This window comes from Gemmatimonadota bacterium, assembly GCA_040882465.1.
Taxonomy (GTDB): domain Bacteria; phylum Gemmatimonadota; class Gemmatimonadetes; order Longimicrobiales; family Gaopeijiaceae; genus JBBEBG01.
The window spans coordinates 1-19,476 of record JBBEBG010000027.1; the positions used below are offsets into that span (position 1 = coordinate 1).

Annotated in this window: 26 protein-coding genes and 1 pseudogene; 22 read left to right on the forward strand and 5 right to left on the reverse strand. The window is 66.5% G+C overall.

The features are described 5' to 3' along the window. Nucleotides 1-68: 68 nt before the first annotated feature. From WEG36_09670 to WEG36_09690, 5 genes are all read left to right on the forward strand, one after another. Entirely contained in the window at nt 69-242 is a 174-nt protein-coding gene (locus WEG36_09670) for a DUF4160 domain-containing protein (protein MEX1257875.1), read from the forward strand. Next, nucleotides 223-498, forward strand: a complete 276-nt coding sequence (locus WEG36_09675) for a DUF2442 domain-containing protein (GenBank protein MEX1257876.1) — start codon at nt 223-225, stop codon at nt 496-498. Before WEG36_09670 ends, WEG36_09675 begins: the two co-directional genes overlap by 20 nt. 89 nt (nt 499-587) lie before the next feature. Beyond that, entirely contained in the window at nt 588-716 is a 129-nt protein-coding gene (locus WEG36_09680) for a hypothetical protein (protein ID MEX1257877.1), read from the forward strand. Continuing rightward, complete coding sequence (locus WEG36_09685) at nt 713-916, forward strand: hypothetical protein (protein ID MEX1257878.1); 204 nt, start codon at nt 713-715, stop codon at nt 914-916. Before WEG36_09680 ends, WEG36_09685 begins: the two co-directional genes overlap by 4 nt. A 209-nt stretch (nt 917-1,125) precedes the next feature. After that, the gene (locus WEG36_09690) at nt 1,126-1,332 is read left to right on the forward strand and encodes a hypothetical protein (GenBank protein ID MEX1257879.1); all 207 of its coding nucleotides are present in this window, start codon (nt 1,126-1,128) and stop codon (nt 1,330-1,332) included. Nucleotides 1,333-1,393: 61 nt separating this feature from the next. Here WEG36_09690 and WEG36_09695 read toward each other — a convergent pair whose 3' ends face one another. Further along, on the reverse strand, nt 1,394-1,870 hold the full coding sequence (locus tag WEG36_09695) for a hypothetical protein (protein ID MEX1257880.1): 477 nt from the start codon (nt 1,868-1,870) through the stop codon (nt 1,394-1,396). A 525-nt stretch (nt 1,871-2,395) separates the two neighbouring features. On the opposite strand from WEG36_09695, the gene WEG36_09700 reads away from it, so the two are divergent. Then, nucleotides 2,396-2,665: a type II toxin-antitoxin system prevent-host-death family antitoxin gene (locus WEG36_09700; protein ID MEX1257881.1), complete on the forward strand. Its 270-nt coding sequence runs from the start codon at nt 2,396-2,398 to the stop codon at nt 2,663-2,665. Continuing rightward, nucleotides 2,662-3,060 carry a type II toxin-antitoxin system VapC family toxin gene (locus WEG36_09705; protein MEX1257882.1) on the forward strand — a complete coding sequence of 133 codons (399 nt, stop codon included), beginning with the start codon at nt 2,662-2,664 and terminating at the stop codon, nt 3,058-3,060. Before WEG36_09700 ends, WEG36_09705 begins: the two co-directional genes overlap by 4 nt. 477 nt (nt 3,061-3,537) lie before the next feature. Here the strand turns inward: WEG36_09705 and WEG36_09710 are convergent, their stop codons facing one another. Together WEG36_09710 and WEG36_09715 are read right to left on the reverse strand one after the other, a co-directional pair. After that, nucleotides 3,538-3,762: a hypothetical protein gene (locus WEG36_09710; protein ID MEX1257883.1), complete on the reverse strand. Its 225-nt coding sequence runs from the start codon at nt 3,760-3,762 to the stop codon at nt 3,538-3,540. Between the two features lie 437 nt (nt 3,763-4,199). After that, nucleotides 4,200-4,787 (reverse strand): Uma2 family endonuclease, encoded by a 588-nt coding sequence (locus WEG36_09715; GenBank protein MEX1257884.1) that lies wholly within the window; start codon nt 4,785-4,787, stop codon nt 4,200-4,202. A gap of 362 nt (nt 4,788-5,149) precedes the next feature. Between WEG36_09715 and WEG36_09720 the strand changes: the two genes are divergently transcribed. From WEG36_09720 to WEG36_09730, 3 genes are all read left to right on the forward strand, one after another. Further along, nucleotides 5,150-5,590 carry a nuclear transport factor 2 family protein gene (locus tag WEG36_09720; protein MEX1257885.1) on the forward strand — a complete coding sequence of 147 codons (441 nt, stop codon included), beginning with the start codon at nt 5,150-5,152 and terminating at the stop codon, nt 5,588-5,590. Nucleotides 5,591-5,627: 37 nt separating this feature from the next. After that, a complete protein-coding gene (locus tag WEG36_09725) occupies nt 5,628-7,097 on the forward strand; it encodes a M20/M25/M40 family metallo-hydrolase (GenBank protein MEX1257886.1) in 1,470 nt (489 codons plus the stop codon). Between the two features lie 111 nt (nt 7,098-7,208). Beyond that, nucleotides 7,209-7,439: an addiction module protein gene (locus tag WEG36_09730; GenBank protein MEX1257887.1), complete on the forward strand. Its 231-nt coding sequence runs from the start codon at nt 7,209-7,211 to the stop codon at nt 7,437-7,439. Nucleotides 7,440-7,715: 276 nt separating this feature from the next. On the opposite strand, the gene WEG36_09735 is transcribed toward WEG36_09730, so the two are convergent. After that, nucleotides 7,716-10,178, reverse strand: a complete 2,463-nt coding sequence (locus WEG36_09735) for an ABC transporter permease (GenBank protein MEX1257888.1) — start codon at nt 10,176-10,178, stop codon at nt 7,716-7,718. A 221-nt stretch (nt 10,179-10,399) separates the two neighbouring features. Continuing rightward, nucleotides 10,400-10,672, reverse strand: a complete 273-nt coding sequence (locus WEG36_09740; protein MEX1257889.1) for a hypothetical protein — start codon at nt 10,670-10,672, stop codon at nt 10,400-10,402. Nucleotides 10,673-10,712: 40 nt separating this feature from the next. On the opposite strand from WEG36_09740, the gene WEG36_09745 reads away from it, so the two are divergent. The 12 genes and pseudogenes from WEG36_09745 (at nt 10,713) to WEG36_09800 (ending at nt 19,244) form a co-directional block, all read left to right on the forward strand. Next, on the forward strand, nt 10,713-11,141 hold the full coding sequence (locus WEG36_09745; GenBank protein MEX1257890.1) for a PIN domain-containing protein: 429 nt from the start codon (nt 10,713-10,715) through the stop codon (nt 11,139-11,141). Between the two features lie 163 nt (nt 11,142-11,304). Further along, a complete protein-coding gene (locus WEG36_09750; protein MEX1257891.1) occupies nt 11,305-11,529 on the forward strand; it encodes a ribbon-helix-helix protein, CopG family in 225 nt (74 codons plus the stop codon). Between the two features lie 122 nt (nt 11,530-11,651). Then, on the forward strand, nt 11,652-11,945 hold the full coding sequence (locus WEG36_09755; protein ID MEX1257892.1) for a hypothetical protein: 294 nt from the start codon (nt 11,652-11,654) through the stop codon (nt 11,943-11,945). Between the two features lie 95 nt (nt 11,946-12,040). Then, entirely contained in the window at nt 12,041-13,897 is a 1,857-nt protein-coding gene (locus WEG36_09760) for an ABC transporter ATP-binding protein (protein MEX1257893.1), read from the forward strand. Nucleotides 13,898-14,383: 486 nt separating this feature from the next. Then, nucleotides 14,384-14,809 (forward strand): DUF2442 domain-containing protein, encoded by a 426-nt coding sequence (locus WEG36_09765; GenBank protein ID MEX1257894.1) that lies wholly within the window; start codon nt 14,384-14,386, stop codon nt 14,807-14,809. Between the two features lie 259 nt (nt 14,810-15,068). Next, nucleotides 15,069-15,299: an addiction module protein gene (locus WEG36_09770; GenBank protein MEX1257895.1), complete on the forward strand. Its 231-nt coding sequence runs from the start codon at nt 15,069-15,071 to the stop codon at nt 15,297-15,299. A 341-nt stretch (nt 15,300-15,640) separates the two neighbouring features. Further along, a complete protein-coding gene (locus tag WEG36_09775) occupies nt 15,641-16,099 on the forward strand; it encodes a VOC family protein (protein ID MEX1257896.1) in 459 nt (152 codons plus the stop codon). 92 nt (nt 16,100-16,191) lie between these two features. Further along, the gene (locus tag WEG36_09780; protein ID MEX1257897.1) at nt 16,192-17,043 is read left to right on the forward strand and encodes a hypothetical protein; all 852 of its coding nucleotides are present in this window, start codon (nt 16,192-16,194) and stop codon (nt 17,041-17,043) included. A gap of 123 nt (nt 17,044-17,166) precedes the next feature. Continuing rightward, a complete protein-coding gene (locus WEG36_09785) occupies nt 17,167-17,784 on the forward strand; it encodes an amidohydrolase family protein (protein ID MEX1257898.1) in 618 nt (205 codons plus the stop codon). A 188-nt stretch (nt 17,785-17,972) separates the two neighbouring features. Then, a complete protein-coding gene (locus WEG36_09790; protein ID MEX1257899.1) occupies nt 17,973-18,536 on the forward strand; it encodes a hypothetical protein in 564 nt (187 codons plus the stop codon). A gap of 60 nt (nt 18,537-18,596) precedes the next feature. After that, nucleotides 18,597-18,953: pseudogene (locus WEG36_09795) on the forward strand (tetratricopeptide repeat protein). A 36-nt stretch (nt 18,954-18,989) separates the two neighbouring features. After that, nucleotides 18,990-19,244, forward strand: a complete 255-nt coding sequence (locus tag WEG36_09800) for a hypothetical protein (GenBank protein MEX1257900.1) — start codon at nt 18,990-18,992, stop codon at nt 19,242-19,244. The last annotated feature ends 232 nt before the right edge of the window (nt 19,245-19,476 follow it).

Genomic DNA, 19,476 nt, shown 5'->3' on the forward strand with positions numbered 1-19,476 from the left:
GGCGGGCGCAGGCTTCCATGGAGTCGCCCCCGAGCGCGTGACAGGATTCTCCCGACGGGATGAATGCCATGATCCACCCTGAGGCAAGATCGAGCGCGGGCGCGTGCCAACGGTCCTTCGAGCCTGTGGCGGTCGCGCGGAACTCCGGTTACGGTGGACGAGAGCTTCGAAGGATCGGTTCGCTCGTGGTCGCCCACCAACAGCAGCTTCGCGAGGCATGGCATGAGTTCTTCGACACCTAACCCGGGCGAGCGGGTGCGGGACGTGCGCGTGGAGGGCGGCCGCCTGTCCGTAGACCTCGCCGACGGAAGGACGATCTCGGCACCGCTGGAATGGTATCCGCGACTGCTTCACGCCGCGCCGGAGGAGTTGGAGAAGTGGCAGCTGGCCGGGGCGGGTCACGTCATCCACTGGCCGGACCTCGACGAAGACATCAGCACGGAAGGTCTGCTGAGAGGCGCGCCGGCGCCCGGAGCACGGTCCGCAAGCGCCACCTGAGGCGCGCCCCAGCGACGACGCCATGATTCCACCGACGAGGCAGGATCGGGAGTATCCACCATCGTCCCAGACCATGGTATGAATGGACCATGAAGGAGACTCCGAAGGAAGGGTGGCTGGGCTCGATGTCGGATCGCGGTCGCGTCGTCGGAGACGTGATTTCCCCGGCCACGGACCCGTCGGAACGGGAGGCCCTCGGCCCCGCGCTCCCGGCGTGAGAGTCCTCCTCGACACGCACATCCGGATTTGGAGCCTTCTCGAACCCGACCGACTCTCGCACCGCGTGCGGAAGCTCCACGCCGATCCGGCGGACCGGTTCCTCTGCGCGACCGCCAGCGTCTACGATCTGCCGCTCGTGACTGCGGACGCACGGCTCCTCGGGTACGACGGAGGATTCGCGACGATCGCGAACGAGTGAACGTGGGTCACGCCCAGGCGGTGCAGCACGAGCTCCGGTGCCTCCTCTGGCCCCGCCTGCCTAATCTCCCAAGGGACGGACGCCGGACGCTATCTTAAGGTCGTATACGTGCCCGATACTCATTCGGACTCGATATTCGTCATCACAGCCTACGACATGAGTCCCGGGGCGAAGAGGGCACTCCGACGACGACAGCGAAGGAAGGGACCATGAGCAAGGAATCGAACTTCCCCTCTGGATGGAACGTGGACAGAGTCCGGCGCGTCATTTCCCATTACGAGGAGCTTTCGGAAGCCGACGCCGTGGAAGAAGTCGAGGCTCGCTTTCGCGACTCGACGGAAACAACCATGACCGTGCCAAGGGATCTCGTACCCGCGGTACGAGAGCTCATCGGGAAGCATCGGCGGAATCCCTGATACCGAAAGGCTGCAGACACACGGAAGGGCCCAGACACGTGACGCTTCCTAGCCGCAGGTGCTAGTCCCGCTTGGGCTTCGTTGCGGCCTTCTTTCTGAGGAGGGACCTACCTTTCGCAGCTTTCTTAGCCTTCTTACCTAACTTGGACGCTGAGGCCTTGGCACCCTTCTGCGCCTTCTGGGCAGAGAAATAGAGCCTAGACAACCGAAAGAACGCGGACGGCTTCACCCAATCGACCGCGTCGGCTGATACCTCCAGGGCCTCCAAAGCGTCATGTATGGCCAACGGAACTCGGCCCTTGGACACCTGCCAATAGATCTCCGTGCCTGGCACAGGAGAGTTCACGTGTCGAACTAGACCGAACACACGACCGGATTGGGCCTGAATGGCCGCCTCAAGGGTCTCGTCAAGATCATCGTGAGATGGCTCAAACTCGATACCGGTCTTCCTAGCGAGCTCCTCCGGCTCGAGCGTGATCGTGGCGATCGGCTCGTAACCCTGCCAGGACCTCATCCGCACCTGCGCTTCGTAGCTCATCTTTGCAGTCCCTCAGGGCTGCGCATTATCAAGACGACTTACCTTCAACTTCGCGATGGACCCTTGCACCTTCACCCCATTCCTCGGGCCGGTCCAATACGCATGTCGCGGCGGGCATCCAGAATCCGGAGCGACCGACGTCTCAAACTCTATACCCCGCGCGCCCGGCGGGAGGGGACCGACGTACGCCTTGATCGTCGGTATGTCAGAGTATCGGGACGGGCGACCCCAGATCTCCAGCGACGCCGCCTGCGCGAGTGCGTCTGCCGGTGTTTGCGTTGGACTCTCGCGCCGATGGTACATGCGATTCACCCGAGTTTGGGTACCCAGGTTTCCTGTGAAGGATTCGCTGGGTTGGGACCTCTGTCAATTCCAGTGATCCCAGTCGAAATCATGCGCCCCCGCGCCCGGAGCAAAGTCCGCAAGCGCCACCTGAGGCGCGCCCCAGGGGCGACGGCATGATTCCACCCACGAGGCAGAACTGAGAGTATTGACCATGGTCCCTGACCATGGTATGAATGGAACATGAAGGAGACTCCGAAGGAGACGATGGCCATCTCGAAGTTCAAGGCCACCTGCCTAGCTGTCTTGGAGCGGGTGGGGCGAACCGGCGAACCGGTCCTCATCACTCGCTTCGGCGAACCCGTCGCGGAGGTCGTCCCGCCTCGCAAGGAGCCGGTCGCCGGAGGGTGGCTTGGCTCGATGTCGGATCGCGGTCGCGTCGTCGGTGACGTGATTTTGCCGGCAACGGACCCGTCGGAATGGGAGGCCCTCGGCCTCGCACCCCCGCGGTGAGAGTCCTCCTCGATACCCACATCTGGATCTGGAGCCTCCTCGAACCCGACCGGCTCTCGGGCCGCGTGCGGAAGCTCCTCACCGATCCGGACACGGAGATGCGCCTCTCCCCGATCAGCACCTGGGAGCTCCTTCTCCTGATCGAGAAGGGTCGGGTCGAAGTGGAGGGCGAAGGGCACGAGTGGGTTTCCGAGGCGCTTCGGCGGGCTCCGCTCGTGGAGGCGCCGCTCACCCACGAGGTCGCCCTCGAGAGCCGGCGCATCGAACTCCCCCACGCCGACCCCGCGGACCGGTTCCTCTGCGCGACGGCCCGCGTCTACGATCTGTCGCTCGTGACTGCGGACGCGCGGCTCCTCGGGTACGACGGAGGATTCGCGACGATCACGAACGAGTGAGGGTGGGTCACGCCGGACCGGGTCATGGACGATCCGGATACGGAGCCACGTACTCAAACGGGAACACGCCTTGAATGCGCTGCATGTCCCGAGCGTTCCCGGTGACCAGGACGGCTCCCATCTCGCGACATGAATAGGCTAGGAGGATGTCAAACGCGAAGCTACGAGACGTCTGGGCCAGTTGGAGGCCTTCCCGTTCCCGAAAGGTGGCGAGAGTTAGTCCCAGGGTGTCCCAACCTGCCGCGGTCGGCGCCACTAGTCGATCACGGCGGATGAACGGCCCCAGCACATTCTCTTCCAGCTTCTTGCGATCCTTCGAGGTACGAGCACCCGCCCGCAGCTCCGACGCGACCACGCTACTTAGAAACAGACTGGGCGCAGCCCAGCTCGAGAAGTGGGACAACTGAGCCCAGTTTTCCGCGTCCCGGCTCGCAGCGATGTAGCAGTTCGTATCCAGAACGTACTTGCGCACGCCGTTCAGTCCCGGCGATCCAGTTCCAGCCCCGCCAATGATTCCAGGCCTTCCGTCACCTCATGGCGAAAGGCCACCAAGTCCAATGCGATCTCCACCGTCTCCCGCTCCGTTTCCGCCCCGAGGAGCTTCTTCGCTCGCCGCAGCGCCTTGGGGTCCAGCCAGAACTCCTTACGAACCTTTCCCCGACGACTTCCCGTCGGCCTCGCCGCAGCACTCTTCGTGGCCATCGCGATCAGCCTCCATTCTCCTGTGTGTACGGACGAATATACCGACACGTCCGTACGAATTGCAAGCCCGGGATGAAGTGATTACGACACCGCCTCAAGGCTCGACGCATGGCCAAGTTCCGCCACGCCCTCCACCCGCCCTGGGTTTGCTGTTGCGCAACGTACTCGCGTCGCCGAACCCTGATGCCCGGGCGCGAGCTCGTGCTTTGCACGGACCGTGACAGGGCGAAGGGTTACAGCGGAGGGCCGCAGGCCCGGAGCCGGCACATGCGGTCGTACCCGCTGCTGTTGCACGTCACGGCGAAAGTGCGTGACAACTGGCAGATCGCAGGGTCGCGGCCGTTCCCGTCGAGGAAGGGATGGATTGTCTCGAACTGGACCTGCCCGAGCCCTGCCTGTACGCGGAAGGGGCGCCGCTCGCCCCGGTCAATCCCGATTCAGTGAGAGTCGGACGGTTCGCTTCGGGGGGGCAGGATCTCGTCGACGGCAAGACGCAGCTCCGGAAACGCGAGCGGCCGGATCACCTGGCCACGGTGATGCCGTTCGATGTGGGCGAATGCATGGTCCCGCGGCGTCCGGAACACATGGATTTGGTCCTCCTGAAGATTGACGATCCAGCACTCCGGGACCCCGGCCCGGGCATGCAGGGGCACTTTCACCTCCCGGTCGAGGGCGAGGGTCGCGTCCGCGACCTCGATGATCAGCAGCGTATCCGCGGGCTCCGGGTGTCGGTCCGCGTAGCCCCCGGGCCGGAGCCGGACGACCGCGATGTCGGGCTCGGGCTCGGAGTGATCGTCCAAGCGCACGGGATTCCGAACGCGCACCGTGCCTGCATCTCCGACTCCTCGAACGAGGAGCCGCGTCAGGCGATCCACGCAGTCGGCGTGGCGGCTCCCGATCGCGGCCATCCGCACGACCTCCCCCTCGATGAGCTCGACACGCTCCGCGGGGTGGAAGACCCCGGCTTCGGCCATTCGGTGATATTCTTCGACACTGAAGCGACGGGTCGTGAGCGTGGCGGGCATGTCCCTGTCTCCGCGCATCGGGCGGTCGGCCGCGTGGCTCGAAGCCGCGCTTGAAGGCTCATCGGGGGGAGGGGGCGATTCCATAGGCATGGGAGAAAAGGTACCGGCCGCAGCCAAGCGCTGCGAGGTCGATTCCACAAGTGGAGTCCCCAATGAGGAGACCTAGCAGAGTCTGAACTACGCCGAGGTGCGAGAGAAGGTGAGGCTCCTGAACGCCCGACTCTCGAACAGCCGCTCGGTCGGCGCGTAGAATCAGTTCCTCGGTCGGTCACAACCCACCCTGGCGCGTCGCCCACACACGTGAGCATCCTTGGGGGCAAGTTCGGATCTTCGCTGCCACCCCTCCAAGGGAGGTGATCACGATGCGAAAGGCGACCCCATTCTGGACCCTCGGCATGCTGCTCTGGGGCGTTCCGGCATTCGCGCAGGAACCAAGCAGCCCCGAGGCCGAGGTGCGCGCGGTCGCGGCCGGCTTCAGCGATGCGCTGGCACAGGGGGATTCGCTCCGGGTGCTCTCCTATCTGCACGACGACGTCCTCATCCTCGAGGGATCGCGTGCCGAGACCAAGGAGCAGTACCGGAGCGGACACCTCGCGGCGGACATCCGGTTCGCATCAACCGTCCAGCGAGAGACGGTGCGAGACGGAGCGACGGTCACGGGCGAAACGGCGCTCTACACGCGGCAGTACAGAGTGACGGGCACCTCGGGGCGGGGCGAGCCGATCGACCGCACGAGCACCGAGGTGCTGGCGATGGTCCGCACTCCGGAGGGATGGCGGATCCGACACGTTCACTGGTTTTGACCGCTCGGAATAACCAGGTCTAACCGACGAGGCTACGATGCGTCCTTCCTTCTCCTGGCCCGTGACGGGTCTCGCGCTCTTCCACTTCGCCACGCCGGGCGCGGCCCAAGAACCGCTCGACCTCGCCATGACCGCGCGGATCCGGGAGGAAGGTCTCCAGCGCTCCCAGGCGCTCGACCTCTACCTCACCCTCTCCGACGAGCTCGGAGCCCGGCTGACTGGATCTCCGGCGCACCGGGCGGCCGCGGAGTGGGCGAGGGACCGCTTCGCCGAATGGGGTCTCTCCGAGCCGCGCCTCGAGCCCTTCGAGTTCGGGCGGGGATGGTCGCTCGAGAAGCTCTCCGTGGAGATGACCTCCCCTCGATACATGCCTCTCATCGCGTACGCGGAGGCGTGGACGCCCTCCGTCGAGGGCGTGCTGACCGGGCGCGCCGTCTACGTCGGCGACAGCACGCTCGAGGAGATTGACGCCATGGGAGCTGCCCTCCAGGGGGCGATCGTGCTCACGCGCCAGCCGCAGACCCGATTCTTCGACGAGGATCGCCCGCAGCCGGGACTCGCCGACTCGGTGCGGACTGGCAACCCGCCGGGAATTCCCGTGACGAGCGCGGCGCCCGCCGCACAGGTGACCGCGCGGCTCCGCGAGGCCGGGGCCGGCGTCACCCTTCGCCCGAGCGCGTACCGGGACGGAACGGTCGGTGTGGGAGGAAGCCGCACCACGCCGAACGACGCCGTCCCCTCGATCGTCCTCGCGGCGGAGCAGTACAACATGCTCGCCCGCCTCGCCGACGACGGCGTGCCGGTGGAGCTCCGCATCGAGCTCCGGACCCAGTATCACGAGGACGACCTGAACAGCTACAACGTCCTGGCCGAGATCCCCGGAACCGACCCCGCGCTCGCCGATGAGATCGTGCTGATCGGTGGGCACCTCGACTCGTGGCACGCCTCGAACGGGGCCACGGACAACGGGGATGGCGCGGTCGCCGCCATGGAGGCCATGCGCATCCTCGCCGCGGTGGGGGCCCAGCCGCGGCGTACGATCCAGGTGGCGCTCTGGTCCGGAGAGGAGCAGGGCCTTTTGGGGGCCCGGGCCTACCTCGAGCAGCACCTTCCGGACGAGGCGGCTCGGGACCGGCTCTCCGTCTTCCTGAACGACGACCCCGGCTCGGGCGCCACCCTCGGCGTCTACATGCAGGGGAACGCGGCCGCGAAGGAGATCTTCGACGCCTGGCTGGAGCCGCTCCGGGATCTAGGCATCACCCGAAACGTCATCGAGGGGATCGGGAGCACGGACCACGTCCCCTTTGACGACCTCGGCCTTCCCGCCTTCACGGTGATCAAGGACTTCGACGCGTACGACGCCCGCACCCGTCACACGAACGCGGACTTCCCCGAACGGATGACCGAGGAGGAGCTCCAGCAGTCCGCGATCTTCCTCGCCCACTTCGCCTGGCAGGCGGCCCAGCGGGACGAGCGGATTCCGCGAGTGGAGGGGGCGGGGTTGTAGGGGGGGGCTGCGTCGTCGAGAAAAGGTGTGTTCAAGTCCTGGCGTGGGTCTCATCGAGGGACTTGAATCCTCAGGTTGTCGCCATCCGAGCCGGGGCACAGATTCATGGGTATGGCAGATCTACGCTTCGACTTCCAAAAACTGTCCCCCGCGGAGCGCGCCGAGTTGGCGATCGAGCTCTGGGACAGCCTTTCTGACGACTCGATCAACCCTGATCTGACGGATGCCGAGCGTTCGGAATTGGTGCGACGTGTTGAGGCTGCCCGAGCGAATCCGGAGGCAGGAGCCCCCTGGGATGAGGTGCGGCAGCGGATTCGCGACGCGGCGAACCCGAGGCGTTGAGTTCGCGCCTCGTCGTTCGAGGCACCGTTTCGGTTCCCGGTCTTGCTTCGCCATCGTAGCGTCGATGTGCGCCGATCCCGACTGAGGCGCTTCCCCTTCGGCCTCTTCTTTCTCCCTGACTTCGCGGACGTGGATCACATCAGCGTGATTGCGTGCCTTCACGTTCGGCGCGATCCGCGAAGTTGGCTTCGACGAGTGCCCTGAGCTCCGACGTCGAGCGGGGGGGGTCGGAAGCACGGACCACGTCCTCTTCGACGACCTCGGCATTCCCGCCGCCTACTCCACCCGCATGCTCCCCGCCGGATCCGTCCTCGCCGCACGCCGCGCGGGGACGAGCGCCGCACCGAGCGCCGTGAGGAGGAGGATGGCCATCGCTGCGCCGTAGGCGATCGGATCTCCCGGGCTGATGCTCGTGAGGAACCGCGCCGCCACGGTCGCGAGCGCGGCCGACACCGCGACTCCGATCCCCATCCCGATGAGGGGCGCCCGCATCCCCTCTTGCAGCACCCGCCGGAGCACGTCGCCGGGCGCCGCGCCGAGCGCGAGCCTCACCCCGATCTCGCGTGTCCTTCTCCCCACTGAAAACGCCGTGAGCCCGTAGACTCCGACGGCGGCGAGCATAAGTCCGAGGAGCCCGACCGCCCCGGTCACCCACGCCGCGAGCCGCTGGGGAAGGAAGAAGACGGCGAGACCCTCCCTCAGGGGAAGAACCGTTTCCACGGGAAGCGCCGGCGCGACGTCATGCACGAGATCCCTGACCGCGCGCGGCACCCCCACGCCCATCCCCGGATTGGAGCGGACGAGGAGCGTCATCTGCGGATTGTACCACTGGCTGAAGGGGAGGTAATAGAAGGGCTCCGGGACGCCGGCGAGGTCGCTCACCGCCGTGTTCTCGACCACGCCAATGACGGTGAGGCCCTGGTCCGATCCCACGGGGCCGATGAAGAAGCGCTCGCCGACCGCACTTCGCCCCGGCCAGAGGACTTCGGCCATCCGCTCGCTGACGATCGCGACCGGCTCACCCCCCTCGACGTCGGCCGCATCGAAGGCCCGTCCGGCCAGGAGCTCGACGCCGAGGGTCGTGAAGTATCCGGTTGTGACGCGGTTCACCGCCGCCTCGAACCCGGTACGCCCCGGGCCGGGCTCCGCGCCGGCGGCGTTCACCTCGCCGAAAGACGAACGGCCCGCGAGCGGCGCCTTGGCTGCGAGCGCCGCCGACGCGACCGCGGGATGCGCCTCCAGCCGTTCGAGAATCGCCAGGTACTGCCCCTCCCCGACCGCCCGCTCGGAGCCGATCGCGGCGACATCCAGGTTCACGGCGAACCGGTCTTCCGTCTCCCATCCGGTGTCCACCGTCTCGACCGCGACGAGCGACCTCGCGAAGAGGCCGGCGATGACCAGGAGCGCCGTCGAGCCCGCCATCTGGGCCGCGATCAGGGCGCCGCGGGCACGCGACCGACCCTGCGTCCGTCCCCGCCCCGCACCGGCGAGGTCGTGAGCGACGTCCGTCCGACTCGCGCGGAGCGCCGGCAGGAGGTTGAAGCCGACCGCCGTCGCGAGCGTGATCGCCATCGCGAATGCGAGAACTCGCCAGTCCACGGATGGGTCTATGGAGATCTCGAAGCCCGGCGGAAGAGGTGGCTCGAAGGCGAGGAGGAGGCGCGTGAGAGCGACGGAGAGGAGCACGCCCGCGACGCCGCCGGCAGAGAAGAGAAGGAGGCTCTCCGTGAGGAGCTGCCGCACGATCCGCCACCGGTCGGCGCCGAGCGCGCGGCGAACCGCGATCTCTCCCTGTCGTTCCATCGCCCGAGACGTCAGCATCCCGCCGACATTCGCGCAGGCGACGAGGAGGACGGTTCCCACGACCACCATGAGGACCCCGAGAAAGGCGGTGATCACTCCCCGCCCCGAGGCAGGGATCGGAGTCCAACGCACGACGCGCGCGCGGAAGCTCCCGGCCTCCGCCCCGGCCTCCGCCTGGAGGAGCTGATCGCCGGCCGCGGTCGCGGAGGCGGCCACGGCCTCGAGCGAAGCGCCGGGCGCGACCCTCCCGATCAACTCGGCGAAGCTGCTCTCCATGTCCTGAAGGAATGCGAGCGACCGGAGCCCCTGCACACCTCCTCCCAGCGGGAGGAAGACGTCCACCGGGACCCGCGTGTGCCCTCGGAACCCCTCGGGGCCGACGCCGATGACGGTCATCGGGGTCCCGTTGATCCGGACGAGGGATCCGACGATATCGGGGGACTCGCCGAGCTGGGTCCGCCAGAGGTGCTCGCTCACGACCGCGACCGGCGCGGAGGCCGGTGGGGTGGCTTCTTCCGGTGCGAAGAATCTCCCCTCTCCTGGGATCACGGAGACCACATCGAAATAGTTTGCCGAGACCGACAGGCTGAGCGTCGTGCGCGGCTCCCCCGATCCCGCGACCGAGACAGGCTCGAGATCGTACGCGGCGAGGGACTGGAGCCCCGCGGTGTTCTCCGCAAGATGCAGATAGATCGGGTAGGAGACGTCCTGAAACTCGCCGCCGACGTTTCGGCTGACCTCCACGAGCCCGGCGGCATCCCCCATTCCGGGGAGCGGGGCGAGGAGCGCGCCGTTCACGAGGCCGAAGATGGCGGTGTTCGCGCCGACGCCGAGGGCGATGGTGACGATCGCGACCACCGAAAAGGCCGGGCGCGCGGCGAGCGATCGGAACGCGTAGCGGAAGTCGCGAGCGGTGGAGTCGAGGAAGTTGGGCATGGCCGGCTCGGGACGGGGGGTGGTCGCGCGGACGCGCCGTGGGGTCTCGTTCACTACGAGAAGGGGCGAACGGGTGATTCAGAAGACCTCGACGGTTCAAACATTGTCTCGCAGCGGTATGTCCGCGCCAAGAAACGCCCGTACGCCGGACTCCGCGCGTGCGACGGGGATCCGGCTGCCCCTGCGTTCGTGTCGCTGGACGCATGAATCATGATCGTATATCATGATTCATGATACCGATTCATGACGATGCCCCGAACCCACCCCGCGTCCGCGAACCGGTTCAGGTCTACCTCGATCCCTCTGATCGCGAGAGGCTCGAGCGGCTGACCGGCCGCCTGGAGGCCACGAAGTCGGATGTCCTCCGACGGGGGCTCGACGCGCTCGAGCGCCAACTCCTCGATCCGGATCGCCACCCCGCTCTTCGGCTGGTCGGCCTCTTCGACGGCGCCGAGGCAACCTTCGAGGAAGGGCGCGATCCCGCGCGCGATCACGACGGCCTCCTGGCGGAGGGCGAAGAAGCGTCCTGGGGCGATGTCGAAAGGGGGTGAGCTCTTCGTGGACACGAGCGCCTGGTACCCCCTGGCCGATCGTCGCCACCCCGATCACGCCGACTTCGCGGGCCTCCTCCGCGACCGCCTTCGTACAGGGGTCCGACTCGTAACCACGAACCTCGTCGTCGCGGAAACTCACGCCCTCCTCCTAAGGCGCGGGGGCCGCGGCCCCGCGCATGCGTTCCTCGCCGAGGTGCGCCAGGACCCGATCGCCGTCGTCTCCAGCACCCCGAAGATCGTGGAGGCGGCGATCACCGACTGGCTCCATCGTTTCGACGACCAGCCCTTCACCCTGACCGACGCCGTCAGCTTCGCGGTGATGACCCTTCGCGGGATCCGAGAGGCGCTGGCACTCGATCGGCACTTTCAGACGGCGGGGTTCGTGGTTCTACCCCCGGCCGCCAGGTAGGGCGGCACTTCCCGAGTGTCAGTTCACGCCCGGCGGGCGGAGGCGCACGACGAAATCAAGGCGTGGGCCAAGCAGGAGTTCTACCGCTCGCGCGGCATCCACGGCATGCCCATGGCGTGCGGGTCCCGTTGCCGCATGACGTCACTCATGCTATCATGATGTCATGCCACGCACCACGATCTCCCTCTCGGAAGAACTGCTCAGTCGCCTGAGAATCGTGGCGGCGGCGGAGGGCTCGTCCATGGCGACGCTGGTCCGTGAGGCCGTCGAAGAGAAGCTCGCCCGATATCGCCCGCGGCCTCGGAGCTTCGGTGCCGGCGCGTCGGGAATCCATGACACGGCGCGCCGGTCGAGCGACGAGCGCCCGGAGCCCCGCTCCTGGCGCTGATTCTGGATACGGGTCCGCTCTACGCGGCTCTCGATCGAAGCGACGCGGATCACTCGGCGTGTCGAGCGCTCATCGAGTCCGAGAACGAACCGCTCGTCATTCCGGCACCGGTTCTCGTCGAGGTGGATTACTGGATCCACGCGCGTCTCGGACCGGGCGTACTCGTCGCGCTCCTGGACGACATCGCAGCCGGAGCCTTTCACGTCGAGGAGTTGAGTCAGGGTGACTACCGGCGCGTGCGAGAGCTCTGCGACCGGTACGCCGACGCCGATGTGGGATTCGTGGACGCGGCGGTCCTCGCGATCGTGGAGCGGCTGGGCGAGGAGCGGCTCGCTACCCTGGACGAGCGGCACTTCCGAATTCTTCGGCCCCGACACGTGAACGCCTTGCGGTTGCTGCCTGTGGATGACCGTTAGGGCCGGCGCGGGGGCGACGGCGCGCCGACTTGGACTCGAACCACCGTGGAGGCGCCCGGTCCCGGTCCATCACCCGCCCGCGTTAGCTTTCCCGGATGCCGCGCCCAACCGCCTCCGCACCCGCGTCCACCACCGCGTCGGACCGCAGGCACCCGCTCTCGCGCCTGCTGAGCTACGCCCGCCCGCATCGCCGTCAGATGTGGCTCGCCTCCGTCTGCTCGGTCCTGAACAAGGTCTTCGATCTGGGTCCGCCGGTCCTGATCGGGGCCGCGGTGGACGTGATCGTCCAGCGGGAGAACTCGTTCCTCGCCGGGTTCGGGGTCGTGGAGCTCTGGGACCAGCTCCTCCTCCTCTCGGCGATCACCTTCGTCGTCTGGATCCTCGAATCCGTCTTCCAGTACGCGTACGCCCTTCTCTGGCGAAACCTCGCACAGACCGTGGAGCACGAGCTCCGGCTGGACGCCTACCGGCACCTCCAGGGTCTCGAGCTCGCATATTACGAGGAGCGGAGCACGGGCGGGCTCATGTCCATCCTCTCCGACGACATCAACCAGCTCGAGCGCTTCCTCGACATCGGCGCGAACGAGCTCCTCCAGGTCGCGACGACGACGGTCGTGATCGCGGTCGCCTTCATCGTGGTGGCCCCCTCGGTCTCCTGGATGGCGATCGCCCCGATGCCCGTCGTGATCTGGGGCTCGATCTGGTTCCAAGGTTTCCTCATGCCCTACTACGCCGAGGTGCGGGAGAAGGTGGGGCTCCTGAACGCCCGGCTCTCGAACAACCTCTCCGGGATCACGACAATCAAGGCGTTCACGGCCGAGGAGTTCGAGACCGGACAGATCGGGCGGGAGAGCGCGGCGTATCGGGACGCGAACCGCCGCGCGATCCGGGTGAGCTCGGCGTTCGTCCCGCTCATCCGGATGGCGATCCTCGTCGGGTTCACGGCGACACTCCTCTACGGGGGAATGGAGGCGATCGAGGGGACGCTCTCCGTCGGCGCGTACAGCGTCCTCGTCTTCCTGACGCAGCGGCTGCTCTGGCCCCTGACCCGCCTCGGCGAGACGCTCGACCAGTACCAGCGGGCGATGGCCTCCACGAACCGGGTGATGGCGCTCCTCGACACCCCTTTCGAGATCCATCCGGGAACGCGAACGCTCGAGGCGGGAACCGTCCGGGGCGCCATCGAGATCGACGGGGTGAGCTTCGCGTACGCGAGCGGCGCCCCCGTGCTCCGGGACATCTCGATCTCGGTGCCGGCCGGGCAGACGCTCGGGATCGTCGGCTCCACCGGCTCCGGGAAGAGCACTCTCGTGAAGCTCCTGCTGCGGCTCTACGAGGTGCAGCGCGGGCGGATCACGCTCGACGGCGTCCCGATCCAGGAATACCGGCTCACCGACCTGCGCCAGGTCATCGGACTCGTGAGCCAGGACGTCTTCCTCTTCCACGGCACGGTCCGGGAGAACCTCCTCTACGGAAGCTGGGAGGCGACGGACGCGGAGATCGAGCGCGCGGCACGGCTCGCCGAGGCGCACGAGTTCATCCAGGCCCTCCCCGCCCGCTACGACACGATCGTGGGAGAGCGCGGGCAGAAGCTCTCCGGAGGGCAGCGGCAGCGGATCGCGATCGCGCGGGCGATCCTGAAGGATCCGCCGGTCCTGATCCTGGACGAAGCGACGTCCTCGGTGGACAACGAGACCGAGGCGGCCATCCAGCGCTCGCTCGACCGGATCTCCAAGGGGCGGACGATCCTCGCGATCGCCCACCGGCTCTCCACCATCCGGAACGCCGATCAGATCTGCGTGCTGGAGGCGGGCCGCATCGTGGAGCTCGGGAGCCACGACGAGCTGATCACAGCGAACGGGTTGTACGCGGCGCTCTGGAGAGTGCAGACGGGGGCGGAGGTGGGGTGGGGGCAGGCGGGGACTTCCGAGAGGCTGGCCGCAGAAGGGTGAGGCTCGATCTCGGGAGGGGCGCGAACGAGGTCTGCGAGCCGTCCGCCCAATCTCCCATGGAGGCGCCCCTGAGGGCGCCGGAAGTTTCTTCAGCCAGGCTTTGTCGCACGCCGCGCTTCGGGAAGATTCTCGGTGCTCATTCACCTACTTGACGCCTTTTCGCGCACGATCCGCCGGCGTCCCGGACTCGACAGCGATCGCGCCCGAGCTCCATGTGTCGTTGCATAAACCTAAGCGTTTAGGTATGTTGGGTGCCCACGGTCCTTCGCCTGGGGGGATTTTCCTTCCGTGCGTATTTGGACGACCACGCCCCGGCGCACGTCCACGGCTGGAAGGGCAGAGGATGGGTTTCGATTCGACTTCCTGAAAAGGGAGAGATTGCACGTCCCATTCGGAGCGCGCGGATGAAGGACGCGGACGTGGCCCGAGCCGTCCATATCGTGGAGGCGAACGCGGACATCCTTTGGAACGAATGGAGGCGGTATCATGACCCAACTACCGTCCGATGAGGCTCTCGCCGATGCCATCCGGCGGGCTAAGGCCGCGGGACAGGCCGCGGATCGAAGAGAACCACGTGCCCTTTCAGCGCGATACGATGGGAGGACGAGGAGAGTCGTCCTCGAGCTCCGCGACGGGTGCGCCTTCGCATTTCCCGTCGAGCAGACAGAAGGCCTGAAGGGTGCGGCGCCGGACCTCCTCCGGAAGGTGGAGGTTCTCGGGGACGGCTATGCGCTCCGGTGGGAGACGCTCGACGTGGACTACACGGTGCCGGGGCTGCTCGCCGGCCGCTTGGGCTCCCGACGCTGGATGGCGAAGGTCATGGGAGAGGTCGGCGGAAGGTCGAGGAGCACGGCCAAAGTTCGAGCTGCGAGACGGAACGGGCGAAAGGGAGGTCGGCCAAGAGGAAGCTGAACCGAGAGGTGCTGAGCTAGACCCGCCCATCCCCGCACCACGACTGCCATCCTTCCCCAATCCACCATCTCCACCAGCCGCCGCATGAGCCCTTCATGCGGGAAGGGCGTCAACGATACGGCCTCGGGCAGGGGGGCTCGTTTGGCTATCGTGGCGCCCCGCGGATTGTGTTTTCATTCGACCAGGAAGTGGGGAGTGCAACTCAGGGAGCCTCCTACACTGGTTGTCGCCCTCCGCAGCGGGACGCACATTTAAGGGCATGCGACACCCTCTCTTCGATTTCCGAAGTCTCTCGCCCGCCGAGCGGGCTGAGTTGGCCATCGCTCTTCAGGGTAGCCTTCCGGACGACGCCACCGAGCCCTTACTCACCGATGCCGGGCGAGCCGAGCTCGTCGGCCGGGTCGAGGCCGTGCATGCGGATCCGGAACCTGGAGCGTCGTGGGACGAAGTGCGCGAGAGGATCCGTAAGGCGGCGCGCCCCGGGCGGTGACGCCTCGGCTCATCGTTCGACCGGAAGCCGAGTCCGACCTGACCGAGGCATTCGCCCGGTACGACGGGCCATCGGCCGGACCCGGGGAGGAATTCCTGATGGCCGTCTCAGATGCGATCGCGCGTTGGCTTCGTCGGGTTCCGTCATCGTGAGATGATGCCAAGCCAGAGAGCGCGAGCCGGATGGGCCCACGCTGCGCCTCCTCGAAGTCGACGGCGGATCAGGCCGCGGTAGAGTGGTTTCGGCGGCCTCTGAGTGGCGTCAGGGTCCCGCCTGGCCCACTGTGACTGCATCGACATTGAGGATCGTGCTCAGCGTTCACTCGCTTCGGGGCGGACAGAATGAAACACATGGCACTGCTCATGGCATTGGTTCTCGGTGCGTCTCCTGCTTCCGCTCAGGAGGCATTTGACCTGCAGCTCGATCATGCGACCGTGCTCACTCGCGACCTTGAAGCGAGCGCGACGTTCTATGGGGAGATCCTACATCTCGAAGCATTGGAAACACCTTGGGGACCCACAAGGCCAGTCCGATTCTTTTCTTTGGGGGGCAGCCGGCAGCTGCATGTGGGACTGGCAGATGGGATAGTCGCACCGAACAAAGACTCCCATCTCGCATTCGCTATACAAGACTTTGACGCATACTTACGCTTCTTGATGGATCAGGAGATTGAGTATGCGGATTTTCCAGGCCGTAGTAGCGAACCCCAGGTACGACCAGATGGAGTAAGACAAGTCTTTCTTCAGGATCCAGACGGAAACTGGATTGAAATAAACGACGCAGTCCATCCACCGTCGTGACTGAAGGTCGCCACTGCTCCGAAGCCTTCCGGAGAGAGCAACCGTAGGGACGACGTGCTCCCGTGACACGGTCTTCCCTCCGAGGTGGCAGCATGCGCTGTTGCGTCTTCGCGGTATCGGCTATTTCCCTGGTGCTGGCCTGTGCCGGCCCCGCCGCTGGGCAAGATCCGGCTACGATTGCGATCGAGCACGTCAATGTTGTGACGATGGCGAACAGCTCGGTACTGCGCGACCAGACGGTGCTGGTAGCCGATGGCTTGGTCACGGCGGTCAGTCCGAGCGGCACGGTGACGGTGCCCGACAACGCGTTGCCGGTGGATGGGACCGGCCGATTTCTGATCCCCGGGCTCGCAGGCACGCACGTCCACATCCTCGACGTGAATGACTTCCCGCTCCTGTTGGCGCACGGCGTAACCACGGTGCCCAACATGTCCGGGAGTGAGATGGTTCTGGATTGGCGGGAACAGGTCGAGGCCGGCTCGCTGCTGGGTCCGACACTCTACACGACCGGACCTCAGATCAAGCCCGAGCCTCATCCCCTCGTCGACATTGTCGTCGGCCTTTCCGATCCGGCGGATGCCGAACGGGTCGTGGGGGACCAGGTCGCCGCGGGATACGATCTGATCAGGGTTTGGGGAGACCACGAGTACGAATCCCTCGCGGCCGTGCTGCGTGCCAGCGACTCGTCTGGGATCCGGGTGACCGGGCATCTCTCGGATCGCGTGGGCCTGGGAGGAGCCGTCACCCTCGGCGAATCATCGGTAGCCCACATCGAGGAGATCATCAACGGCGACTTCAATCGCCAGCTCGATGAGGGTCGCATCCCGATTGCGGTTCGCGAGGCCCAGCGGGGTGACCTCGCCATCGGCACCACGCTTGCCACGTACGACATGATCGCGCGGGCGACGTCCTCGCAGGACGACGATGCCTTCATCGAGCGGTAGGGATACGAGATCCTTGATCCGGTACGGCAGCTCGCCGGGCGGGCGCCGTCCAACGCATATGGATCCGCGTCGTTCGCGGGCCGACGTGACTGCTACCCGGATGCTCTTGCCTTCGCGCAGCGTATCGCGGGGGCGATGACCGAAGGGGGCGTGACACTGCTCGCGGGCTCCGACGCCGGGATCCTGCCGGGATTGGTTCCGGGGTTGGAGCTGCATCGGGAGCTCGAGCTCCTTGTGAATGGTGGACTGACCCCTTTTGAGGCACTGCGAGCTGCCACACAGAGCCCGGGGGAGTACCTTGCAAGGCGCGACGAACCGGCCTTGGGACAGGTGGTGGTGGGCAGGAGGGCCGACCTCCTCCTCGTCGATCGGAACCCGCTCATGGACATCGCAGCGACCCGTGAGATCCACGGCGTGATGGTTCGCGGTCGATTCCTCAGCCGGGCGGTGCTCGACAGCTTGCTCGCGGATGTGAGCGCGAAAAACCTGAGGACTGCGGTCTTCGTGGAGAGGGTGATGGAGGGGACCTCTCTCGAAGAGGCGGCCTTCGCCGATTCGGTTCTCACGACCACTGGCAGGCCGGCGTTCGAGATGGCTCCTGCCGTGATGCTCGCCATCACCCTCGTCGAGGCGGATCGGCAAGCGGACGCGATCACCGTGCTCGAAGCGACCGTGCGTGCCTATCCGGACGCGTACTTTCCGGGCTGCGTGCTGGAGCGAGCGAGGCAGTTCGGGAGATAAGTTGGTTGCCGCACCGACATCACCTATGCGATCCGGAGGGCATGTTCGTCCCCCATCGACCCGCTGAGGCGGCTCATTCGCCAAGTCCGTCGCCGATCGCTTTGGCAGGTCCTCGGAATCTACATCGTGGGCGCCTGGGTCGTTCTCCAGGTCGCCGGCGTCCTCGAGACGATCGCGACGCTCCCGGAGTGGTTCGGTGGCTTCGCCCCGGGCCTCCGGTCGCGGTGCTTCCCTTCGTCAACATGAGCGGCGATCCCGCAAACGAATACTTCGCGGACGGGATCACCGAGGAGCTGCTGAACGCCCTCGTCCAACTCCCCGGCGTCAGAGTCCCGGGACGCACCTCATCGTTCACTTCCCAGGACCGGAATCTCCCGATCCAGCTCATCGCCGACACGCCGAACGTGGCTCACATCCTGGAAGGGAGCGTGCGCCGCCAGGGGTCGCGCGTGCGGATCACGGTGCAGCTCATCGCGGCGGATACCGACACCCATCTCTGGTCGCAAACGTACGAGCGAGAGCTGGAGGATGTCTTCGCCATCCAGCGGGAGATCGCGGAGGCCATCGCAGCACAGCTGCGCGTGTCCCTCACCGGAGGCGTGGTCGCGGCGTTGGCGGCGGGCGGAACACGCATCCCCGAGGCTCACGAAGCATACCTCCGTGGCCGCTACCTCTGGGCCCAACGATCCCGAGAGGCGGTCCTGGGAGCGATCGCGGAATTCCGGCGAGCGGTCGAGCTGGATTCCCTCTAGGCCGAAGCCTGGTCGGGCCTCGCCGACGCGAACACGGTCTACGGGTTCAACCTCGGCACGAGGGCCGACGCGGGGAGCTTTCTCGATGAAGGCATCTCGAGCGCTGAACGGGCCGTGGCGCTGGCCCCGGAACTCGGAAAGGCCCACGCCTCCCGCGGGTTTTCTTTTCCCTCAAGGGGTCGCTGGAGCGAGGCAGAGGACGCGTTCGAGCGCGCCATCACCTTGAACCCCGGTCACGCCACAGCCCATCAATGGGCCGGGCTTCTCTACTTCAGCATGGGACGGGTGGAGGAAGCGGAGCGTGCCGTCCGGAGGGCCATCGAGCTCGACCCGGTCTCCATCGTGGCAATCACGAATCTGGCGACCTGCTTGCGTCGGCTCGGAAGGGTGGAGGAAGCGGCCTCACGGTTCCAGTAGGCGATCGCGCTCGGCTCGGGAGTCACAGCCCGGCGAATGCTGGGAGAGATGCGGCTCGAGGCGGGTGAGGTCGAGGAGGCCCGGGTCCTCTTCATGGAGGCCGCGCTGCTCGACTCGGAGGCCGACTCGTCGGTGGAGGCCGCCCATTTTGAAACCGCGGTTCGATTCCAGGAAACCGGCGATCCCCAGCCCTTCCGCTTTCCGGACAACTTCATAGAGCGCTCCCGCTCTTCCGCGCGCCCCGCGCGTACTCGGCGACCGGTCAGAAAGATCTGGCGCTGGCGGCCATAGAGACCCTCGCCGAAACCGGCAACTTCCAGGCCATTGCCTACTTTCACGTCGAGCGCGGCGACGAATTCTTTGGCGACGACGCCCGATATCGAACCATCCTCGAGCGCGCCGGAATCACCTGGAGACGGCGGGATCCTGCGCACCACCCTCCGGCGGGCCTCCCCCACGGCGCCGAGAGCGCCTGAGATCGCGGCGATCTCCTTTCCGCAGCGATTCGGGAGCTCGGCCCGGA

What these genes read in the sequence shown, in the direction of transcription:
- WEG36_09670 (MEX1257875.1), top strand. Translation starts at nt 69, where the DNA reads ATGATCCACCCTGAGGCAAGATCGAGCGCGGGCGCGTGCCAACGGTCC.
- WEG36_09675 (MEX1257876.1), top strand. Translation starts at nt 223, where the DNA reads ATGAGTTCTTCGACACCTAACCCGGGCGAGCGGGTGCGGGACGTGCGC.
- WEG36_09680 (MEX1257877.1), top strand. Translation starts at nt 588, where the DNA reads ATGAAGGAGACTCCGAAGGAAGGGTGGCTGGGCTCGATGTCGGATCGC.
- WEG36_09690 (MEX1257879.1), top strand. Translation starts at nt 1,126, where the DNA reads ATGAGCAAGGAATCGAACTTCCCCTCTGGATGGAACGTGGACAGAGTC.
- WEG36_09695 (MEX1257880.1), bottom strand. Translation starts at nt 1,870, where the DNA reads ATGAGCTACGAAGCGCAGGTGCGGATGAGGTCCTGGCAGGGTTACGAG.
- WEG36_09700 (MEX1257881.1), top strand. Translation starts at nt 2,396, where the DNA reads ATGAAGGAGACTCCGAAGGAGACGATGGCCATCTCGAAGTTCAAGGCC.
- WEG36_09710 (MEX1257883.1), bottom strand. Translation starts at nt 3,762, where the DNA reads ATGGCCACGAAGAGTGCTGCGGCGAGGCCGACGGGAAGTCGTCGGGGA.
- WEG36_09715 (MEX1257884.1), bottom strand. Translation starts at nt 4,787, where the DNA reads ATGCCCGCCACGCTCACGACCCGTCGCTTCAGTGTCGAAGAATATCAC.
- WEG36_09720 (MEX1257885.1), top strand. Translation starts at nt 5,150, where the DNA reads ATGCGAAAGGCGACCCCATTCTGGACCCTCGGCATGCTGCTCTGGGGC.
- WEG36_09725 (MEX1257886.1), top strand. Translation starts at nt 5,628, where the DNA reads ATGCGTCCTTCCTTCTCCTGGCCCGTGACGGGTCTCGCGCTCTTCCAC.
- WEG36_09730 (MEX1257887.1), top strand. Translation starts at nt 7,209, where the DNA reads ATGGCAGATCTACGCTTCGACTTCCAAAAACTGTCCCCCGCGGAGCGC.
- WEG36_09735 (MEX1257888.1), bottom strand. Translation starts at nt 10,178, where the DNA reads ATGCCCAACTTCCTCGACTCCACCGCTCGCGACTTCCGCTACGCGTTC.
- WEG36_09745 (MEX1257890.1), top strand. Translation starts at nt 10,713, where the DNA reads ATGTCGAAAGGGGGTGAGCTCTTCGTGGACACGAGCGCCTGGTACCCC.
- WEG36_09750 (MEX1257891.1), top strand. Translation starts at nt 11,305, where the DNA reads ATGCCACGCACCACGATCTCCCTCTCGGAAGAACTGCTCAGTCGCCTG.
- WEG36_09760 (MEX1257893.1), top strand. Translation starts at nt 12,041, where the DNA reads ATGCCGCGCCCAACCGCCTCCGCACCCGCGTCCACCACCGCGTCGGAC.
- WEG36_09765 (MEX1257894.1), top strand. Translation starts at nt 14,384, where the DNA reads ATGACCCAACTACCGTCCGATGAGGCTCTCGCCGATGCCATCCGGCGG.
- WEG36_09770 (MEX1257895.1), top strand. Translation starts at nt 15,069, where the DNA reads ATGCGACACCCTCTCTTCGATTTCCGAAGTCTCTCGCCCGCCGAGCGG.
- WEG36_09775 (MEX1257896.1), top strand. Translation starts at nt 15,641, where the DNA reads ATGAAACACATGGCACTGCTCATGGCATTGGTTCTCGGTGCGTCTCCT.
- WEG36_09780 (MEX1257897.1), top strand. Translation starts at nt 16,192, where the DNA reads ATGCGCTGTTGCGTCTTCGCGGTATCGGCTATTTCCCTGGTGCTGGCC.
- WEG36_09800 (MEX1257900.1), top strand. Translation starts at nt 18,990, where the DNA reads ATGCTGGGAGAGATGCGGCTCGAGGCGGGTGAGGTCGAGGAGGCCCGG.